Origin of the sequence: Hominilimicola fabiformis (assembly GCF_020687385.1) — a bacterium.
In the GTDB taxonomy this organism is placed as follows: domain Bacteria; phylum Bacillota; class Clostridia; order UBA1381; family UBA1381; genus Hominilimicola; species Hominilimicola fabiformis.
The window spans coordinates 23,391-41,389 of record NZ_JAJEQM010000014.1; the positions used below are offsets into that span (position 1 = coordinate 23,391).

Consider the following 17,999-nt stretch of genomic DNA (forward strand, 5'->3'; position numbering starts at 1 on the left):
TTATCTGCTTATCTTTTTTAGAATTTTCTCAACCTTATTTCCGAGCTTGTCTATATCTTCCTCTGTCATATTTTCAACTTTTTCTTTTATCTTCTCAATTAATGGGGAAGTAGTAGCTGTAAAAATATCCACTATTCTTTGAACTTGATTAGAAATAAAAGCATGATTCTCATAATTATTTTGAATGAAGTCATCAAATACCATTTTCAAAATTGTTTCAAAAGAAGTAACTTCACGTTGTGGCATAAGTCGAATGAGTTCATCAACCAAGCCTTGTTCTTCCAACAAATCATATTCTTCAAGAATGTTTGAAAAATCAACTGTTATATTCGTATACAAATCAACCAAATTAAACACATATAGCAAGTAACGTAAAGATGAGTTTATCTTAATCTGTCCATTAACTTGACCGTCTACTTGATTTGTAGATGATAATTGTACTATTTGATCGGCAATAGATAATTTAGTTGCGTAGTTCACATAATTATTACCAACAAACTTTTTTATGTACTTTTCTTTTTTATTAGTTACATCATCAGTTTGCTTCTTATATCCGTCTACAAATTCTTTAACTGTAATAATCTTATCCATATCTAAAATCCTCCATTTATTCATACTTATTGACTAAAGCCTGTGCGATTAAGATTGCATCTGCCTCGTCATCACTTACTTTTTTCTTAAATAATTTTTCAACCGTTTGAACACTCCATTGTTTTAATTCGTCACGTTTACGACCTTTTTTCTCTTTGCTAATCAAAGCACGCCATTCGCTCGGTCTAAACATAACAAATTCAACATTGTTATTAACACACCAACCATAAACAGCACCTAAGATCATAGTTAACATTCTTTGTGACGATGCATTACGCGTAACAGCCGTAGTTTCAATCGCCACTATATCTACTTTTAGAGTAGATAATTTCTCGTATATGGAATTAACCATATCTTGCATACGAATACCACTATTTTTTTGCTTACTAAAATTTAAAACTCCACTGTCGGTAAAGTTTCCATTAACGTAGTAACTCCAACCTGTTTTAGTTGAGGAAGTATCCAAACCTACTAAAATCGTATCTTTCATAAAATCTCCTTACAATTTGGTCAAGGGGAGAGCAGTTCAGCCTTTTGCTCTCAAAAAAAATACCCCTGCTAAACGGCTGAACTAAGTTTAGTAGAGATATTTTCATAGGTGAGATTTTAATTATCTCACCATTATAATTCATGATTATTCCATGCTCTCTTCAATCTCGCATGGTCTTCTTTTGAAAATACAAAAACAAATCTTCCTGGATTTTGTTTTGAGTCCAAAATTGCTTTTAATTCTGCATTTCCTCTAAACACATAAGCATTACTTTGCAATGCATTTTCAAAAAATACACATTGTTCTGGATCATATGTTTTTTGTGTTATTGAGTTATATAGTTCCATATTTTCTCCTTTTTCTCAAGCGTAAAAAATAGGGGGTAGATAGTGAAATCTACGCCCCTATATTGGTTTCTAAATCACTATTCACTATCTTTTTATCTTTAATATTTTCTTTAACTACTTCATCAGCTTTTTCTTCAATAGTAGCTATATTCTTTGAACTTTTTGTTTTTGTCGTTTTTGTACCTTTAACTTCTTTTACTATGGCTTTTAAGTCAGCTTCAATTTGACCACCATATTTAGTGAAGTCAGTTACATTATATTTATCCAAAACATCTACGACATCTTTTGCAGTTTTGTCGTGGGAATTGTAACCTGATAATACCGCCGCTATGATAAATATATATAAATTACAACTAATCTATATAAATCTATACTGTGTCTTATCTCACGATTAAGACTTTCTACTTCAACGTGTCTGATTTTGCCGTAGCTACTTTCATTTGTTATGACACTCCATAGACGTAAATTCCCTAATAGCGATAGGTACATAGTTATATAATTCTTTTAAGTGAATTTATATAACTTCATAATTTGCTAAATTTATACTTGCATTGTAATCTCGGTCAATAACCAGACCACAAACATCACATTTATACATTCTGTCCGAAAGTTTTAAATCTTTCTTGATATTTCCACAACAACTACAAGTTTTACTACTTGGATAAAACTTATCAACTTGAATAAATTCAATTCCATTTAGTTTTGACTTATATTCAATCTGTCTTTTGAATTCATAAAATTTTTGTTGTTGTATTGCTTTTGATAAATGTTTATTTTTCATCATTTCACTTACATTTAAACTTTCCATAACTATTCGAGATGGTTTGGTTTTCACTATCTCTGTCGTTGTTTGATGTAAATAGTTTTGACGAATATTTGCAAGTTTTCTATGTATGTTTCGTATTAGACGATTTTGTTTTTGAACGTTTTGACATTCTTTCAAAGGTCTTTTGTATACAGGGCTTCTATTTGATTTATATGATTGAATATTATTTTCAATCTTCCTTGATAATTTTCGCTGTTCACGTTTTAGTTTCTTCTCTAAATTTTTAACTCTTTGAGTTTTGTTTATATTTTTATAAACTTTTCCGTTTGAACAAATTGCTAAATCTTTAACTCCTAAATCTATTCCTAAACTTTCGTCTGTTAATTCCACTGTGTTTTCTTTCGCTTCATAACCAACAGATAGATACCAATACTTTCCGTCAAACGTTATTCTTGGATTTGAATATTTTTCATTTTTATTTAGTTTAGGAAGCGACTCCGATGTTTTTACAAAGCCTATTTTTTCTCCTTGAAAACCACCTTGTTTTCTTGAAAGACTTTCATAATTGACATAAAAGCTCGGTCTGTCTTTATGTTTAGACTTAAATTTAGGCTTTCCGGACAAGTCTTTGAAATATCTTTGCAATGCAAGATTGGCATCTTTAACACCTTGTTTCATTACATTACTTCCAACTTCTTTGAGCCAAGAATGAGTAGTTGGTTTTAATACATTATTTATGTATTTCCTAACATCGCCTTCGCTAATGCTTTTCTTACCAACTTTTCCATTGTCAATATACTCTCTGTATATTCGTTTATTCTCACCCAAAAAGAAGTTGTATGCCCATCTCGATACACCAGCACTTTTACGAAATAATATTTCCTGTTCAGTTGTCGGTTTAAGTCTGATTTTCTTTGTTATCAGCATTGTTTCTCACCTCATTAATAAGTCGTTTTGTTTTCTTTGAATGTTGTCCATACAATCTATTCGCAAAAACTGTAATAACTTGAATTAAATCATCTGTTAATTCTTTCTCTTTACTACATTCCGAATTGTCTATAACTTCTATTTCTACGTTATTAATTTCACACAAATATTCAATTAATTCAAATCCAAATCGAATCAACCTATCTTTATATAAAATTACAACTTTAGAAACTTCATTATTTTCTATCCTATTAATGAGTTCTTTTAAACCTTTCTTTTTATAATTTATACCCGAACCAATGTCTTTTATAATGTCAAATTTATATCCCTTAGCATACATATATGATTTGACATTTTGTACTTGTGTTTCTAAATCGTCTTTTTGTGATGGAGTGCTTACTCTACAATAACCAATAACTATTCTTTCATTATTACTTGATTGGAATAATTTTAATTGTTCCGTAGAATAATACCTTGTTCCACCATTTGAAATATGTGCAGGAATTAACTCGCCACTTTGATGCATTCTTCTTAATGTTGTCGTAGTTACTCCTACAGTTTTAGCAAATTTACCTATGCTTAACAATTCCATAAAATTCACCACCATATTATTTTTATATATCTATGGTATCATAATTTTATATTGTTGTCAATAGATTTATATAAATAAATTAAATTTGTATATATTTATCTCATTCACTATAAGTCGCAACCTTATAGCAGTCTTATCGTCGCCGACAGACCTCTTATGCTTTCACATAAGCGTAGACTATATCTTCACCCACATGGTAGTGTGGGGCAGTATTTTTCTTCCACCATTAGCTTGTGGTTTTACTCTCCCTCAAGGAGATAGTCGTTGAACGTGTCCCATATCTTATAAAAAGACTTAGGGCTTTCGCTGCTAAACACCCATTGCTTAAGCACTTAGGATGTCCGTTTTTAATGTGTCACGTCAGAAATTATCTGTCCTATCATTAACACTGAGACACTTTTATTTCACCATATGCTATCCTTACGTTTTTTCTACTTTCGTACCATTCAGCTTATCCTTTCAGATTACTGTTTAGGTGTAAGGCTTTAGGGATTAAAAGCAATTAACACTGAGTTTGCACCGATTTCTCGATACAAAGGGCTTTCTGCTTAATAAAATCTATACTACTGCACAAATTTGTACAGATTTGTTTATATTTATTGTAACAGTTTAGTTACCCAAATATCATGACATTCTGCTTTATCCCAACAAGTCATCCATATAGGCTTACCCTTGTCTGCATCACAATTTGGACAGTAATCATATTTTGCACCGCACAAAACACAAACTCTGTTTGCCATTGAAAATCTCCTTTCTAAAGTAATATAGAGGGTAGAAACCCACCCTCTATACATACGTTTTAATTAGTTTTCTTCAATATCATCCTCTGATAGATATATTGTAAACATTTCACCATTAGCACCACAATAATCCTTTTGAGCCGAACCTGAGAATGATTGAGCATCTTCAGTGTTTAGGCTGATTGTATTATCTGGTGACATTTGGAATGAAGGGAACACAATATAAGCATGGCGAAGTGTCTCCTTGTCACAAGGGTCTGCAACAAGAACCGAAAGAGTAAACTTACATGTCTTAGGGAACTTGTCAGCAGCTTGAGTAAGCTTGATACCGCTTTCAACTTCTCTATCATACTTAATTTGAATTTTACCTGTAATATCAGTCGGAAGAGTAAGCTTCTTTTCTGAAAGTGTAAATTCTGTTTCAGATGCAGCTGTGTTCATCTTATACTTCTTGTTTGGATCAGGAACACCTGTATTTGTTAGTCCGTTAATATGAACAACACCGCCAGCCGGTACGTCAGGAAGCTGATATTCCTTATTTGTACCTGTAAGAGCAATAGTATCAGTATTGATTGTAAAAATTCTCGGCATAAGAATCTTATTGCTGTTTGATGCAATTTCTCTATCTTGACCAAACTGAAGAGCTGCAAGAGATGTTGAGAATACTGCATTTTCAGCAGATATTTCAACAGACTTTGATGTAAAGAATCTCATAATTAGAGCACCAACAGCATCTGTTTTATCTTTTGTTTCTGATGTTGTTTCAATAGAAACATTTTGTAGCTGATTAACACCGCCAATAATGTCACCAAGTGAATTTTCAAATATACCTTGTAGTGGGCGGTCAATAATTAAATCTTCAAATTGAATAGCCATAATTTACCTCCTAAAAATTTGCAATAAAAAAAGACGTTATGACACGTCTCTCATCCAATTAAATTGTTTTTTATTTATTTTCTTTGTATCTATCATTCCGCTATACATTCCATGAAGTAAAGCATCTGTAGACACATATATCTGTGAACGTTGAACAGCGTCCATAAACTCATATATGCCACATTCTCGTAATTCTGATTTTTTATATTTAAAACCAGGATACGTCAACATTGCAGATATTAAGTTTTTGAGTTGTGAAACATAAGATTTATTTTTACTAAGTTCTATTTTTTGTCTGTCTTCTTCAATCATAACATCACGAGTAATACGATTCCTTGCCTTTTCTCGCTTTATTGTGAATCCGTGCAATTTTCGCAAATAACCCACCATATTATAATAATCACTTTCAGTAATTATACCGGTTATTTCGGGTGGGGAATTTTCGTCAGCTTGACTGCACTGTAGTAATGCAAATTCATCATTTTCTTTATCTTTTACTGAATGTGTGTATGTAGAAAGGTCTAAATCACCTAATATAATTGATGTATCTTGCGGTCTTAAAGAATGACAATTAAATGCAAATAACTCAAAATCAGACATCTTATTCCAGTCAACCTCAAGCACATCCCATAATGTACTTTTCATATCACTTGGAATTGCACATAATTGAGTTAGCATAGAATAATATCTTCTTTCACCAAACGCCATAATCTCACCGACAGTTGGTTGATGTATAGTAATATAATCACTTACTTTATAATCATCGCCAAAAAACATTTGTAACTCATCATACTGAAACTCAGTTTGTTTACCCATTATGTATAAACCTCGTTATTAATAATTCTTGTAGTATTATTAACAGTATGAGTGATTGAATTTGTTGTAGTAAATTCAAAAATAAGAGTTCGAGTAATGAAGTTTGTGTCAGTGACTGAACTTTGGTCTTTGACGAGTTTGCATTGATTACCGAAGATATTCGACCAATTAAAATGCCTACATAAAATACCACCGATTAAATCATGGCGAGGAATGCCTGTATTTTTATCAATAGCATCTTTGTTATTACACAAAACCGTAAATACGACATTGCAATATTTTTCAATACCGTTATACTTCGGCGTTTCAGAAAAACTCACATCATAACACAAAAAATTCTTAGATTCAGATTGAGATTCTGGAATAAATAAATAGGGACGAATGTTATCTCCAAAATATAGACTCCAATCACCGTCATAATTTATATTTCCATTTTCGAATAATTCGCTTTCTTTATTTACATCATGTAATGCATATAGCAAAGCAACGTTATTCAACAGCTTTTGTTTTATTTTTTCTTTAAATCTTATGTTATCGTAGTCAGGAGTACAAGCATAATTGGCTAATTCTACAATTAATTCTTTTTGAGTAAGTATTTGTTCTGCCATTTGTCCTCCTTATAATGCAATAATCTCTAATTGAATCTTACCTACCAATTTTTCAATATTGCATTCAATATTTAATTTATCAGCAAGATAAGTTCTATCATTAGAGAATTTTATTTTTATATGATTTTTACTTGGTTGTTCAAGCCAAGTAATTAAATCCGAATTTGTTATATCTTCATCATTCAAATAACATCTCCAACAATCTATTGAGAATTTGTCCAAATATTTATTCGTTATATCAGTACCCGAACTATCAAAAATAGCAACTTTTAAAAGTTTATAACTACCACCTGCTTTAATAGTGTTGGTATTACATGAAATTTGAATTTTATTTGAACTGTTATCTTCAGTAGTCTCTGGTTCAATGTTGGTTGAATAATAGTCTGCATACATTGCAAAAATGTCATCTTTGTCTTCTTTATCTATATAATCAGCAAAAGGTTTCCAAACATCTTGATACAATGTAAGTTTTTGAAGACCAAAAGGTTGAGTAGTTTCAACTTTACTGATTTTCCAAACAATCGGAACATCAATCGGAGCACTCATTACTATGCGTTGATTACTATTTTTATCATCAGAATGAGTATAATATAATTTCTCGGTTATACTGTTCATAGGCAACCAAGCCATATTCTGATTTTCAATAGTAGTATAGACATAGTTAGACCACAATCCACTATTATATGAATTTTGATTTCTTGTAACGCCCCACATTTTGCGTTTAATGCGTTTATTATTTTGAACTTCAATCCAATGAAAATAATAATTACAAGGTAAGATACTATATTTTATGAATTGATTTCCGACTTCTTTTGAACAAATAAGCCATTTGTGATATACTCCGTTATCATCAGGAATATCACAATACAAACCAATAGGGAAGGTTGCTCCATATTTATTTGTAAAATTTTCTTCATAATAATATAAATCGTCACCCTCATTAAATTTTAATTTCTGATTCGGACGAAGTTGTAAATGATACTCAACTTGGTCTTTTGACAATGTTCCATATTGAGTAACAATGAATTTTGCGTCTATAGGTGTCTTAGAAGTTGAAGAATAGTCCATACCTTGGTTTAAATGATTATTATCATCATGGAAATAATCATAAATATAGCATTTTCTACTTTGTATATCTTCAAACCAAGTCTGTTCTTCAATCATGTCCGACTGACGCTTTCGGACTTGCCCGTTTGTAAGAACACCATTACGCAAATGAGTTCTTTTATATAAGTCTAAAGACAGCACTTAATCACCGCCCTTGATTTTCAAAGCTTCTGAGCCGGCATCCAGTAAAAGCTTTCTATACAATTTAAAATTAAAATCTTTTTCATCATATAGAGACAAAGCCTGTTCAAGTAAACTCATAATTGTTACAAGTTCTGACGGCTCATATAAAAGCTTATTTAATCCACCTAACCTATTCAATAAGTTGACAAAAGCCTCATTAACATTTATGTATTGATATTCTTGTTTCGTATTTGGATCTGCACATAATAATAAGAAAAATATAGATTTACGAATAGACTGTTTTGTTAAATCTATTTGTCGTTGTGAAAAATAACCGTATTTATGTTTCATGACACTATTCCTCGCTTATATATGAATTAATAATATATCCGTGGTCTCTAAGAAGTTTTCTTAAAGATATATTAGCGTCTGACAACAATGAACGTAATTCATTTAAATGATTTGCTTGGGAATAAAATTTTTCTTCTTTACCACCAAAAAATTGTTTTACATTTAGAATTGATTTTACTTTAGGCTCTAACCATTGAATAATCATTCCTTGTGCAAATACTTCAATGACAAATAATTCGTCAGAATTATCGTCTATAGAATTTTTTAACTCCCAATTCATTTTTAACACTTCATCATTAAGACTAAATGTTTTAAATTTAACACGAACATAGGGGAGGGAGGCAACTGAATGTAACCACCCTTCCATATTGTCATAAACAGTTTCTTCGTCTAATTCTATAAAATCATAATCTGTGCATTTTTGTAGGAAACGAGAATATATATCTTCATAAGAAGATGTCATCTCGCACCTCCTTAATCTCCATACAATTCAGTCATTGTCATAAACTTTGTATCGTATATTTCGTCTAAAGTTTTTATCTTTGAAACACTATCTATCTGACCATTCATAATCATTGATGAAACTATATTCTTGATAGATTCCTTTGCTCCCGAAGGTAATGAATTGATTGTCAATTTCATACTGTTTGCGTCCAAATCAGTAATTACACTTCTTAAATCCTTAATAGAATACATGTCCCCATATAATTTTTTTACATTAGGAAAAGCCTCCAAGAAATCATCATCTTTGATGATGAAATATGGTTCAGTAATATGCTTTTTTCCTGAGCGAATAGCAGCAACCAAATCTTGATATTCTACTTCTGTTTCATCTCCACGAGCAACCCAACTATAATGAATATTTGTCTTTAAACCAAACATACCAAGTTGACCAGGTGTTATAGACATACATAGAATAGGGTCAGAGTCTTTGAAAACTCTTTTCTTTTTTTCAGTAACCTTTTCCTCTGTTTTTTCTTCAACATCTTTGGTTGTTTCAGTGTCAACTGATTGGTCAGCAGTTTCTTCTGTTTTCTTTTCCGTAACAACTTTTTTTGTATATGCCATTAATCAAATCTCCTTTTACTCTGTCCATATGTATTAATTTGCAATATTAAAGACACCATGGTACTTGTCCAAAATTACAGCAATACCCATTTCACGTTGAACTTCATATGTCTGGAAGTCATCGTTTCGGTCACCCTTTTCACTCTCTTCTCTAATTTCCGTTTCACCAACATCAGTGAACTTAACAAATTTATTATCAACGTTAGGCATAATATACAATTTACCTGGCTTAATAAGTTTCTTTGTAACATCGTTCTTTACAAATCTTTGTGGAATTTCTACAAGTGTATTAACACCATATGAACCAAGTCTACCTAGTCTTGCTCTTTCTTCTTTCTGACTATCAGCAATCCAATCTACATCTTGAAGTCTTTCAAGCTTTTGTAGATCCGACTTTAAACCAAGAATAACGGCAGATGCGCCACCATTTGCACCTTCAACATCTTCAATTAGTTCATCAAACTTGCTCTTATTTTCCTTAGTCAAATCATCTGTAATTACAAACTTATCTTGTGCCGGTAGCTTATTATCTGCTTCTACAAAAGCAGTAAACATATCATTCTGAATTTTTTCTTGGAAAGCAATTGAAATTGCATCAACAAATTCAGACCAATCTTTTCTACCAGTAAGATAAACATCAATATCCATTCCGACTTTTATTGCATAATTAGAAGTTTGAACAGAAAAACTTTGTCCTTCCGCCAATTTCTGTAATGAAAGGTCATGGTGGTCACCCGAAACCTTAGCAACAGTAAGAATAACATCGTTGTTCTTAACCCAATATTCATTTTTATCACCATTGGCAATGTTCTTGCTTTCAACAAAATCATTGAAGAATTCATTATCCTGAAAACCTGTTGTAACCTTGAAATCGACAGCTTCCTCAAGAACTTCCATAAGTTCAATACCATTTCTTCTCATGGCTCTCTTTATATCTCTTCTTGTTGGTTTGTAACCTTCGTCAAAGCCGAGAATATCCAAACAAACTTTATTAATTTTTTCATTTGCTTGTGCAGAACTTACCTTATTACCATCTTCATCAAATATCTGGATACCATGTGTATAGTCATACAAAAAGCTTTTAAAACCTTCATAATCATTTTCAGGCTTTGAAAATACTCTTGTTAAATTATCTGAAATTCGCATTTATTTAACCTCCTTTGCTTTTATTAGGCTACTGTTAGCTTCTTATTAGCTACGCCTGTAATCGAAGAACCAACTTCTGGTGTACCGTTGAAGCCTTCAGCAGAAACTTCAAAGCGATCATACTTCACCAAACCATAACAACGAACTATATCACCAGTCTTGTTATATAGGTTACTTTCTTTCTTCCATTCATTTGTCCATTCTTCTGCACCTACTGGAACTTGATATACCAAAACTGCATCACCAGGGTCGGTAACCAATACAAGATAATTACCATTACCCATCTTCTCTACAATCTTTCCTTCAAATTTAGTAACAGCAGCCTCCTTAAATAGGTCAAGACTATCCCAATCTCCAACGGCTATCAAATTACCATTGTCTGTGTCGCTGCCCAAAAGGATTGAAAACATATGACCGCCGTATGTACCACCAGACAATACATTTGATGGGTTTGCAGTGGCATGTTTTGCAATCTCATATTTAATGCTCATGTTTGCCATTTTTATTTCCTCCTCTTAATTTTTACATAAAAAAAACACCCTCGAACGGATACGCAAGTGCATGTCAATTCGAGAGAGCGAATATTATTTGAATTTTAATGTACCATATTTACTTGTCTTTTTTTCATTACCATTTGGATTAGAAAAATGTTTGACAGCAGATTTCTTTTCTACTTTTGTTTCAACATCTCCGCCTTGCAAAGCATATTCTCCAACAAGAATTTTAACTTCTTTTATAAGGTCTTCAGGAGAATACTTGTCCATATTTTCATATAGTTTTGCAAAAGGTTCATTGATAAAATTACCCTCATCGTCTTTTGCGGAAATGATTTCATATGCCTTGTCAGCCAATACTTCTTCTCTTTGAGAATGAAGTTCTTTGGCTTCGGTTTCATTTTTAAAGTCTACCAACGCTGCATAATTTGAACGCATAGACTGTAACTCTGCAAATTCACTGTCAGTCAAAAATTCACGATGCAAGTTGTATCTTTCACCGTCAAAAGCAACATTATCACCATCTACATCATATTTCTGACCATATATATGATTATTCCAGTCTTCATAAATAAAATATGTATCATAAACATCTGAAATCCAATAGTCTGCATTATCAGATTCTTCAAAAGGAATCAAAAGATTATACAAAGCACAACGAATATCATCGTGGGAAAGCTCAAAAGTTTTTGTGAATTTATTGTCTTCATTAGTTACATTATCTGTATCAGAATTACCATCAAAAGCCTTCTGAAAAGCTACTTCAAGTTCTTCGTCAGACAAACTTTCATAATCAAAATCAATATCATCTACTGTTTTATCATACTTCTTTAATAATTCTTCAAACTTGCTCATTTGCATTCCTCCTTTCTTATCATTCTTTTCAAAATGTGAAATAATTTCATCAAGTCTTTCACGAAGTGAATCTAATTTATTTTCATAATTCTCAAAAATGCTATTAGTATCTTGACTAAAATCGCCAATCTTTATATTAGAACCTACCATTCCGGGTCTTACCACATCACCGTCTTCTGTTTTACCTAAAATAGTAACTCCGTTAAAATGAAACTTTTCAATATTCAAAATATTTTCTTTAGCATTAAAGCTTAATTCTTCAATCGCTAATTCTACTGAAACGGAACATTCATTTTCTCTTTTAAGAATTTCAGCAGCTTTACTATATTCTTCAAATATGTAACCTTTAATATTAACATACTTTTTCTGCTTTTCTTCGTCATATACTATTTTTGCGTTACAAGATTCGGGAATGATACCTAACGGCACTTCATCATAAACAACATTACCATCATCATCTAAATGAAGATTATGTGTGTAAAATTCAGGTTGTCCATTAACCGTATGTATATATCCTAAAATCGGACGATTACAAAAACTCGGCAATGCATCTTCCATAACATCATCATTAATATTTGATCCATTAATATTCTTTTGAGTATGGCATGCTTGCAATACAACAGGCATTAGTCCATCAGATACAGTATTCTTTTCAAAATTTAGATTTCCATGAGTTTGAACTACAATAGGGGAATTATCATTTTCTATTGATGAAAAACGAATATCTTCTTTCTTATTGATGTAGAACTCATACAAATCCTCCAAAAACAATAATTTCTTTGCCATCTAACTCCTCCTTTCTTTAAGAATGTAACTCCTCACAAAAGGGGGAGTATTATATGAACAATACATTGCTATATTGAACTTTACTTTTGTCTATGTCGTTTGAAAATTTTGTTGTTGTATTATTAAGAAATGTATATATTCCGCTTGTTTTATCTATCAGTTGAAACCCCAATTTCGTTAATAAATTTGCTGTTTCAACATCAGAAACTTTAATAAATTTTTTGCCCATTGACATCACCGCCTTATTTATTGTTTAGGTCTTTGTCACGAGTTCGTAATCCTGCATCTGTTAAATCGGATTCATCTTTGGTATTTGAACCATCTCCACTTTGCGTATAAGAACTACTTAACGGTTGGAATTTCGTTGAAACAGACAAAATATCTTCTTCTAAGAAATTCAAAGCCATTGTTTCTTTTTCCGAAAACCCATTTAAAGAGTTTACCATTAACTTTGTTGGTAATCCATACTGTGCCGATTCCAATAAAGATTTTCTGAAATCTTCTTTTTGAAAAATACCAACTTCAAAAAATTTTACTTTACAATGGTCTTCGCCAACATAAAAACGAAGCAGTCTATTTATAATAGCTTCAATTTGTGGAATAATAGGGGACATAATAAATTCCGTATCTGCCGCTACACCATATTTGAAAGCAGTTGAATTTGATGCGGAATTTAGATTTAATATCTGAGCACCTCCGGCACTATTCAAAATTTCTTTTGTTGCCTTTTCAACTTTTGTAACATCACTATCCGCACCACTATCAGGAAAACTAATTTCATGTAATTCACCTGGTACAATAGCCGCTGAAATATAGTCGGGAATGGCATCATTTATCATTTTGTTAAAATACTCAATCATTATTTCTGGGTCAACACTCCAGTTATCTGGTTCGTCATTACCCATAGTTTTCATCTCAAGCCATACTAACTTGTATATATTTGCAGCTTCTTGAACTGCTTGATAATCAGCCATATCCATTAAGTCAATTAAACTCAAGAAAATCGGAGTAAATGGGGGAACAACAGTCTCCCAATCCTCCGACCTGAATTTAGTACATACTGCATATTCTTCAGGCATTTGTTGATATTTGTCGCCCGAACTTTCATATGCTTTATATAATGAAGTAAATGGTTCACCATAATACTCTAGCAAATCAGCATTTTTTCTGAAGTAAGACATATCCATGGCAAATGAATATGAACCATCGGTAAATACTCCATTGATTTTACAATAATCTGCATCTAGTGGAAGCCAAAACATACCTTCGCCTTCTGTATAATACGAGCAAGCATAAAACACATCTTCTCGCATATTTACAACTGCTGATTTAAAAACCTCATATTGTATGTGCATATCATCCAACACATTTAATGTTGCTTCATATGATTGTAAAATACTATCTTTGTCATTATCTTCAACTAAACTATAATTAGGGATAACAGAATGAATGCTTGTGTCTATTTGATTTGCATAATACTTACATAATCTGTAATAAATTTCTGAACGATAAAATAAATAACGTGATAAATTACGTAGATTTGCCTCATTTGAACTAACATTTTTTATATATGTCTTAACTGATTCTTTTGAATAGTTATTTATTGTTCTAAGTTTGGTATTTTTATTTTCATTCCTTAAACGTTTTAAAGCATCCATGCTTTTGTCAAATTTTTCTAAACGTTTTTTATTTTTTTCATAAAACTCTTTCATTTCTGCAATAGTTGGTTGTTTTTTATTAGGTGAGTTATTCACCTCTTCATTATTCTTCAATAAAACTCACCCTTTCTTATATTGAAGAAAATCTTTTCGCTTTCCTAATAGGAAGCATATCTACAAGATTTCCTGTTTTCGGTCGTTTTCTTTGCGTTATATTTTTTCTTCGCTCACACATAAGAGCATAAGATGCAAGAGCACAAGTGTAACTTCTATCGTCGTGAAGTTTGTTTTCCTTTTCGGGAGTTAACATAAATGAATCCTTGCCAGACTCTCTCGGTTTACGCACCATATTCACAATTTCTTCTTTTAGGCTATCCAAGTTTGCCAAAGCAATCCTATCTTGCCAATCCAATTTAATTGTTTTTGTATTTACTGATTGAATCTTGTCCAGTTCTTTTTGGAATTGCTGGTCATATTCATCTTGTGGAAGATTTTTTTCTTTAAGTTGTTTTTTTATATCTTCCTTTGCTTTGTTTAAAACGTCTTCATCAATATCAAAAACTGTTAAATAATCTTTATTATCATATGGTGCAGTAAATGTAATTTTATCTTGATTCATTAATTCAATCATTGCTTCATACATTTCAGATTTATAACCGGCTGGATTTATAAGATGTATCTTATTTACAGCATTGGGAAACTTACTTACATATTCAGAAGAATATTCTTTATCTATAAGTCCTCTATGTGTTATTCCTGCCGAATCGACCCAATCCTCCATTAAATAATCGGCAATATTTACGCCACTACCACCTGAACCGGCATCAATATAAACACCAATAATATTACCATATCCATCTACACCACCGTTATAATCCAATATGACTTTTTTTAAGTATTTTATTTGATCTTGTGTTTGCATTGGCGACTTAATCTTTTTACCAACATCAATAAGATTCATACAATTTACTAAACGCATTTTCTTTTCAGTTGAGCCATCTGGCAATTTAGAATCGTATATTTCTCCAACAAGAATGACCGAGTTATCTCGTGATCTGGCTGGGTCATATGCAATTACAAATTTCTTATCACCCGTATCATTATAAAGTAATGGTTTGTATACTCGTTCATTGCGAGTAATAACTCCACGTCTTATAATTGCATCCGAACCTGCGTCAGTTGTAAATTCACAATAATACTCTCTACGTGCTTTTTCGGGATTAGAACGCATGTCAGACTCTATCATTTCTCGTGTAAGAGCAGGTGTAGTGGGGATATTCATAATAGTAGGTTTCATAACTAAATCGCAATCAATTTGGGCTACAAAATAATCTTTATTTCCCATAATCATTTGTTTGCTAAAATCACGATACATTGTATAAAAGGGAGTGTCTGTAGAAGAAGCAGATGAAACATAAACTAATTGATTAGGAATAGGTTTAGGAATGGCTAATAATCTTGTTTGGTCTATCATATTTCCATCTTTATCAAAACCAGTAGCAAATTCGTTTTTTGTGGCACAAAAAGCCTTATAAACAGAAAGTAAATCTTGAGACAAAAAAGCACTTTCGTCAAAAATAACACATGAGGCTCGAGCGCCCCTATTACGATCGATATTCGACGAAAGCGTTCTGGAGAACGAACCATTATGTAAACTATATGTAAAACCACTTGGATTGTGTGAAAAACCATCGCCACTTGCATTTGGAACTTCTACTTCATTTTTGAAAATATATCCAGAAGAATTTATTAATGAAGCTATTCTGTCATTCGCAATATCCTCTAATTTTTTAAAAGTTGTAGCTGATTGTTGACTGCTACCGGAAGCAATATAACAGTTCCAAGGTTGAATAGCTAACATTTGTTTTGCCATTGCAAATAAAACAATCCAAAAACTTTTACCATATGCACGAGATGCACATATCATAACTTGGGGAGTAGCCCATGACATTTGCATTAAATATGCTTGAGAATCTAACAGCTGTATATTAAAAAAATCTTTTATAAACTTAACGGGGTTTTCTTGATAATAATTTTTTTCTTCGGCAATCCTTTGAAAACCTTCCACCTTTCGAGAACTCATAGGATATATAATATCCTTATGATATATTTTTGTGTGATTTTCTATTCCCAAAAGTTCTCGAACAAATGAAGCACCATATATACATCTATTTGCAATTTCATCATTATATACAACTGGATATTTAAACTGTTCCATATAATTCTTCCTCATATTTTTCAATAGTATCCCTGTCATATCGAAACTCAGGTAGTATTTTCTTCTTCATTTTCCTTTTTCCTCCCTAATACATATGTATTAACAATGTTATCGAGGTCGCATAAATTAGCATCTTTCAATAAATTTTTATCTTGCATTGTATCTCGCAAATCTAAATTTTCTTGTAATAAAATACGAAAAGCTTCACGCAACCCATCATTCTCCTCAGTTAATGCACTTAGTTTTTTTCTTTGCTCTGCTACCATATCCGCCCATTCAGATTCATCGTTGTTCAAAGCTTTTAAAATAGCAGACATACTAATATCAGCAACTTGTTGCATACCTTTACAAGTATCTATATTATATCCATTTATTCTTCCTTCTCTTAAATCGAGATCTTTAATTTTTTTCAATTTACCTGTCCAAGTATTTTCACCCTTTTTTGCATTCTTATTATATTTCAATGAAATACAACTATCTTGAGCCAAGTTCGTAATAATAGATGTAATTTTGCTTTTACTATCTTGTAGAGTTTTAATTGTTGCTGAATTTTTTTCAATATTGTTTATATCAGACATTAATTTAGCAACCGTATCATCTATCTTTGACTGCTGAAGAAAGCCTCTAACTATTGAAATTGCAGATGAAGTTCTCATCATATCGTCATTAGCATCTTCACTAGAATCCAATAATCCTAATAATTGCGAATATAAAAAAGGTTGATCTTCAATAGCCTCTTGTTCAAATGGATCATAATTAAGAAGACGTTTAACATCCTCTTTATTCTTTTGACAATCTTCATAAACGTCTTGCCCCAAATGCTCATTTATGATATTTACTTCAGTTTTTTCATCATCATAAACGATTTTTTCTTTATAAAAGTCCGAATCAAAAAATGTCAAACCAAGATAATTTACCATTTGAATATTTTTAATATAAGCCGACCATGCATTATGTTTTACCTTTCCGGCTATTAAATTTTCAGATTCCTGCACACTTGCGTTCCATACAGTATTTAAAAATGGTTTTTGCAAATATTTCAATGCCAAAATTACACTTTCCTTAGTCGGTTCATGTTCTTCTCCATTTTTATCTACTCTCAATGCTATTTTTCTCGCACATTCTCGACATATAGGAGTGCAAGTAGTTTCACCATACATCGGATCTGTATTCACATAGAAATGAGTTTCTCTATTTTTATGTTTTTTACACATTAAACAAAATGCAGTAGAATCATATTTCTCTATTTTTTCTTCTAACTCTTTAACTTTTTCTCTTGCTTGAGCAGCCGTTAATTTTACTGGTTGCTCAGTCTTTTTTACTGCCATAATTAACAGCTCCTTTAACATATTTTGAGGAAGTGCAGGATTTGCACCTACATAATTGCTTTTCTTCCTATATGACAAAAGAGCAGGGGGGTACCTACTCTTTCTTTGTTGA

General features: G+C 31.8%; 20 protein-coding genes. All 20 read right to left on the reverse strand.

Annotated features, from left to right (window positions below):
* The 20 genes from LKE05_RS10035 to LKE05_RS10130 all read right to left on the reverse strand — a co-directional run bounded on the left by LKE05_RS10035 (position 1) and on the right by LKE05_RS10130 (position 17,887).
* Positions 1-591, reverse strand: a complete 591-nt coding sequence (locus tag LKE05_RS10035; RefSeq protein ID WP_308456736.1) for a hypothetical protein — start codon at positions 589-591, stop codon at positions 1-3.
* A gap of 16 nt (positions 592-607) precedes the next feature.
* Entirely contained in the window at positions 608-1,081 is a 474-nt protein-coding gene (locus tag LKE05_RS10040; RefSeq protein WP_308456737.1) for a crossover junction endodeoxyribonuclease RuvC, read from the reverse strand.
* A gap of 131 nt (positions 1,082-1,212) precedes the next feature.
* On the reverse strand, positions 1,213-1,428 hold the full coding sequence (locus tag LKE05_RS10045; RefSeq protein WP_308456738.1) for a hypothetical protein: 216 nt from the start codon (positions 1,426-1,428) through the stop codon (positions 1,213-1,215).
* Positions 1,429-1,477: 49 nt separating this feature from the next.
* On the reverse strand, positions 1,478-1,696 hold the full coding sequence (locus tag LKE05_RS10050) for a hypothetical protein (RefSeq protein WP_308456739.1): 219 nt from the start codon (positions 1,694-1,696) through the stop codon (positions 1,478-1,480).
* A 246-nt stretch (positions 1,697-1,942) separates the two neighbouring features.
* Positions 1,943-3,121, reverse strand: coding sequence for an RNA-guided endonuclease InsQ/TnpB family protein (locus LKE05_RS10055; RefSeq protein WP_308456740.1), 1,179 nt, complete (start codon positions 3,119-3,121; stop codon positions 1,943-1,945).
* Positions 3,093-3,713 (reverse strand): IS607 family transposase, encoded by a 621-nt coding sequence (locus LKE05_RS10060; protein ID WP_308456741.1) that lies wholly within the window; start codon positions 3,711-3,713, stop codon positions 3,093-3,095. The genes LKE05_RS10055 and LKE05_RS10060 overlap by 29 nt, the downstream gene beginning before the upstream one ends.
* A gap of 596 nt (positions 3,714-4,309) precedes the next feature.
* On the reverse strand, positions 4,310-4,453 hold the full coding sequence (locus LKE05_RS10065) for a hypothetical protein (RefSeq protein WP_308456742.1): 144 nt from the start codon (positions 4,451-4,453) through the stop codon (positions 4,310-4,312).
* A gap of 63 nt (positions 4,454-4,516) precedes the next feature.
* Positions 4,517-5,329 (reverse strand): YomU family phage tail tube protein, encoded by an 813-nt coding sequence (locus LKE05_RS10070; protein WP_308456743.1) that lies wholly within the window; start codon positions 5,327-5,329, stop codon positions 4,517-4,519.
* A 36-nt stretch (positions 5,330-5,365) separates the two neighbouring features.
* Positions 5,366-6,145, reverse strand: a complete 780-nt coding sequence (locus LKE05_RS10075) for a hypothetical protein (RefSeq protein WP_308456744.1) — start codon at positions 6,143-6,145, stop codon at positions 5,366-5,368.
* Entirely contained in the window at positions 6,145-6,753 is a 609-nt protein-coding gene (locus LKE05_RS10080; protein WP_308456745.1) for a YomW family phage-derived protein, read from the reverse strand. Before LKE05_RS10080 ends, LKE05_RS10075 begins: the two co-directional genes overlap by 1 nt.
* A 9-nt stretch (positions 6,754-6,762) precedes the next feature.
* Entirely contained in the window at positions 6,763-8,001 is a 1,239-nt protein-coding gene (locus LKE05_RS10085) for a hypothetical protein (RefSeq protein ID WP_308456746.1), read from the reverse strand.
* Positions 8,002-8,334: a hypothetical protein gene (locus LKE05_RS10090; protein ID WP_308456747.1), complete on the reverse strand. Its 333-nt coding sequence runs from the start codon at positions 8,332-8,334 to the stop codon at positions 8,002-8,004. It abuts the gene before it with no gap.
* A gap of 4 nt (positions 8,335-8,338) precedes the next feature.
* Complete coding sequence (locus LKE05_RS10095) at positions 8,339-8,797, reverse strand: hypothetical protein (RefSeq protein ID WP_308456748.1); 459 nt, start codon at positions 8,795-8,797, stop codon at positions 8,339-8,341.
* 11 nt (positions 8,798-8,808) lie between these two features.
* Entirely contained in the window at positions 8,809-9,402 is a 594-nt protein-coding gene (locus tag LKE05_RS10100) for a hypothetical protein (protein WP_308456749.1), read from the reverse strand.
* A 33-nt stretch (positions 9,403-9,435) separates the two neighbouring features.
* Positions 9,436-10,548, reverse strand: coding sequence for a YonB family capsid-like protein (locus LKE05_RS10105; RefSeq protein ID WP_308456750.1), 1,113 nt, complete (start codon positions 10,546-10,548; stop codon positions 9,436-9,438).
* A gap of 23 nt (positions 10,549-10,571) precedes the next feature.
* Positions 10,572-11,048 (reverse strand): hypothetical protein, encoded by a 477-nt coding sequence (locus tag LKE05_RS10110; protein WP_308456751.1) that lies wholly within the window; start codon positions 11,046-11,048, stop codon positions 10,572-10,574.
* 84 nt (positions 11,049-11,132) lie between these two features.
* A complete protein-coding gene (locus LKE05_RS10115; RefSeq protein ID WP_308456752.1) occupies positions 11,133-12,683 on the reverse strand; it encodes a DUF8531 domain-containing protein in 1,551 nt (516 codons plus the stop codon).
* 242 nt (positions 12,684-12,925) lie between these two features.
* Complete coding sequence (locus LKE05_RS10120; RefSeq protein WP_308456753.1) at positions 12,926-14,455, reverse strand: hypothetical protein; 1,530 nt, start codon at positions 14,453-14,455, stop codon at positions 12,926-12,928.
* 16 nt (positions 14,456-14,471) lie between these two features.
* Positions 14,472-16,559 carry a hypothetical protein gene (locus LKE05_RS10125; RefSeq protein WP_308456754.1) on the reverse strand — a complete coding sequence of 696 codons (2,088 nt, stop codon included), beginning with the start codon at positions 16,557-16,559 and terminating at the stop codon, positions 14,472-14,474.
* Between the two features lie 47 nt (positions 16,560-16,606).
* Positions 16,607-17,887 carry a YonG family phage-derived protein gene (locus LKE05_RS10130; protein ID WP_308456755.1) on the reverse strand — a complete coding sequence of 427 codons (1,281 nt, stop codon included), beginning with the start codon at positions 17,885-17,887 and terminating at the stop codon, positions 16,607-16,609.
* Positions 17,888-17,999 lie beyond the last annotated feature (112 nt).

Excerpts from the sequence above, each read along its gene's own strand:
- LKE05_RS10095 (WP_308456748.1), bottom strand. The coding sequence starts at position 8,797 with ATGACATCTTCTTATGAAGATATATATTCTCGTTTCCTACAAAAATGC.
- LKE05_RS10045 (WP_308456738.1), bottom strand. The coding sequence starts at position 1,428 with ATGGAACTATATAACTCAATAACACAAAAAACATATGATCCAGAACAA.
- LKE05_RS10100 (WP_308456749.1), bottom strand. The coding sequence starts at position 9,402 with ATGGCATATACAAAAAAAGTTGTTACGGAAAAGAAAACAGAAGAAACT.
- LKE05_RS10035 (WP_308456736.1), bottom strand. The coding sequence starts at position 591 with ATGGATAAGATTATTACAGTTAAAGAATTTGTAGACGGATATAAGAAG.
- LKE05_RS10065 (WP_308456742.1), bottom strand. The coding sequence starts at position 4,453 with ATGGCAAACAGAGTTTGTGTTTTGTGCGGTGCAAAATATGATTACTGT.
- LKE05_RS10090 (WP_308456747.1), bottom strand. The coding sequence starts at position 8,334 with ATGAAACATAAATACGGTTATTTTTCACAACGACAAATAGATTTAACA.
- LKE05_RS10070 (WP_308456743.1), bottom strand. The coding sequence starts at position 5,329 with ATGGCTATTCAATTTGAAGATTTAATTATTGACCGCCCACTACAAGGT.
- LKE05_RS10105 (WP_308456750.1), bottom strand. The coding sequence starts at position 10,548 with ATGCGAATTTCAGATAATTTAACAAGAGTATTTTCAAAGCCTGAAAAT.
- LKE05_RS10115 (WP_308456752.1), bottom strand. The coding sequence starts at position 12,683 with ATGGCAAAGAAATTATTGTTTTTGGAGGATTTGTATGAGTTCTACATC.
- LKE05_RS10110 (WP_308456751.1), bottom strand. The coding sequence starts at position 11,048 with ATGGCAAACATGAGCATTAAATATGAGATTGCAAAACATGCCACTGCA.
- LKE05_RS10075 (WP_308456744.1), bottom strand. The coding sequence starts at position 6,145 with ATGGGTAAACAAACTGAGTTTCAGTATGATGAGTTACAAATGTTTTTT.
- LKE05_RS10080 (WP_308456745.1), bottom strand. The coding sequence starts at position 6,753 with ATGGCAGAACAAATACTTACTCAAAAAGAATTAATTGTAGAATTAGCC.
- LKE05_RS10060 (WP_308456741.1), bottom strand. The coding sequence starts at position 3,713 with ATGGAATTGTTAAGCATAGGTAAATTTGCTAAAACTGTAGGAGTAACT.
- LKE05_RS10125 (WP_308456754.1), bottom strand. The coding sequence starts at position 16,559 with ATGGAACAGTTTAAATATCCAGTTGTATATAATGATGAAATTGCAAAT.
- LKE05_RS10130 (WP_308456755.1), bottom strand. The coding sequence starts at position 17,887 with ATGGCAGTAAAAAAGACTGAGCAACCAGTAAAATTAACGGCTGCTCAA.
- LKE05_RS10055 (WP_308456740.1), bottom strand. The coding sequence starts at position 3,121 with ATGCTGATAACAAAGAAAATCAGACTTAAACCGACAACTGAACAGGAA.
- LKE05_RS10040 (WP_308456737.1), bottom strand. The coding sequence starts at position 1,081 with ATGAAAGATACGATTTTAGTAGGTTTGGATACTTCCTCAACTAAAACA.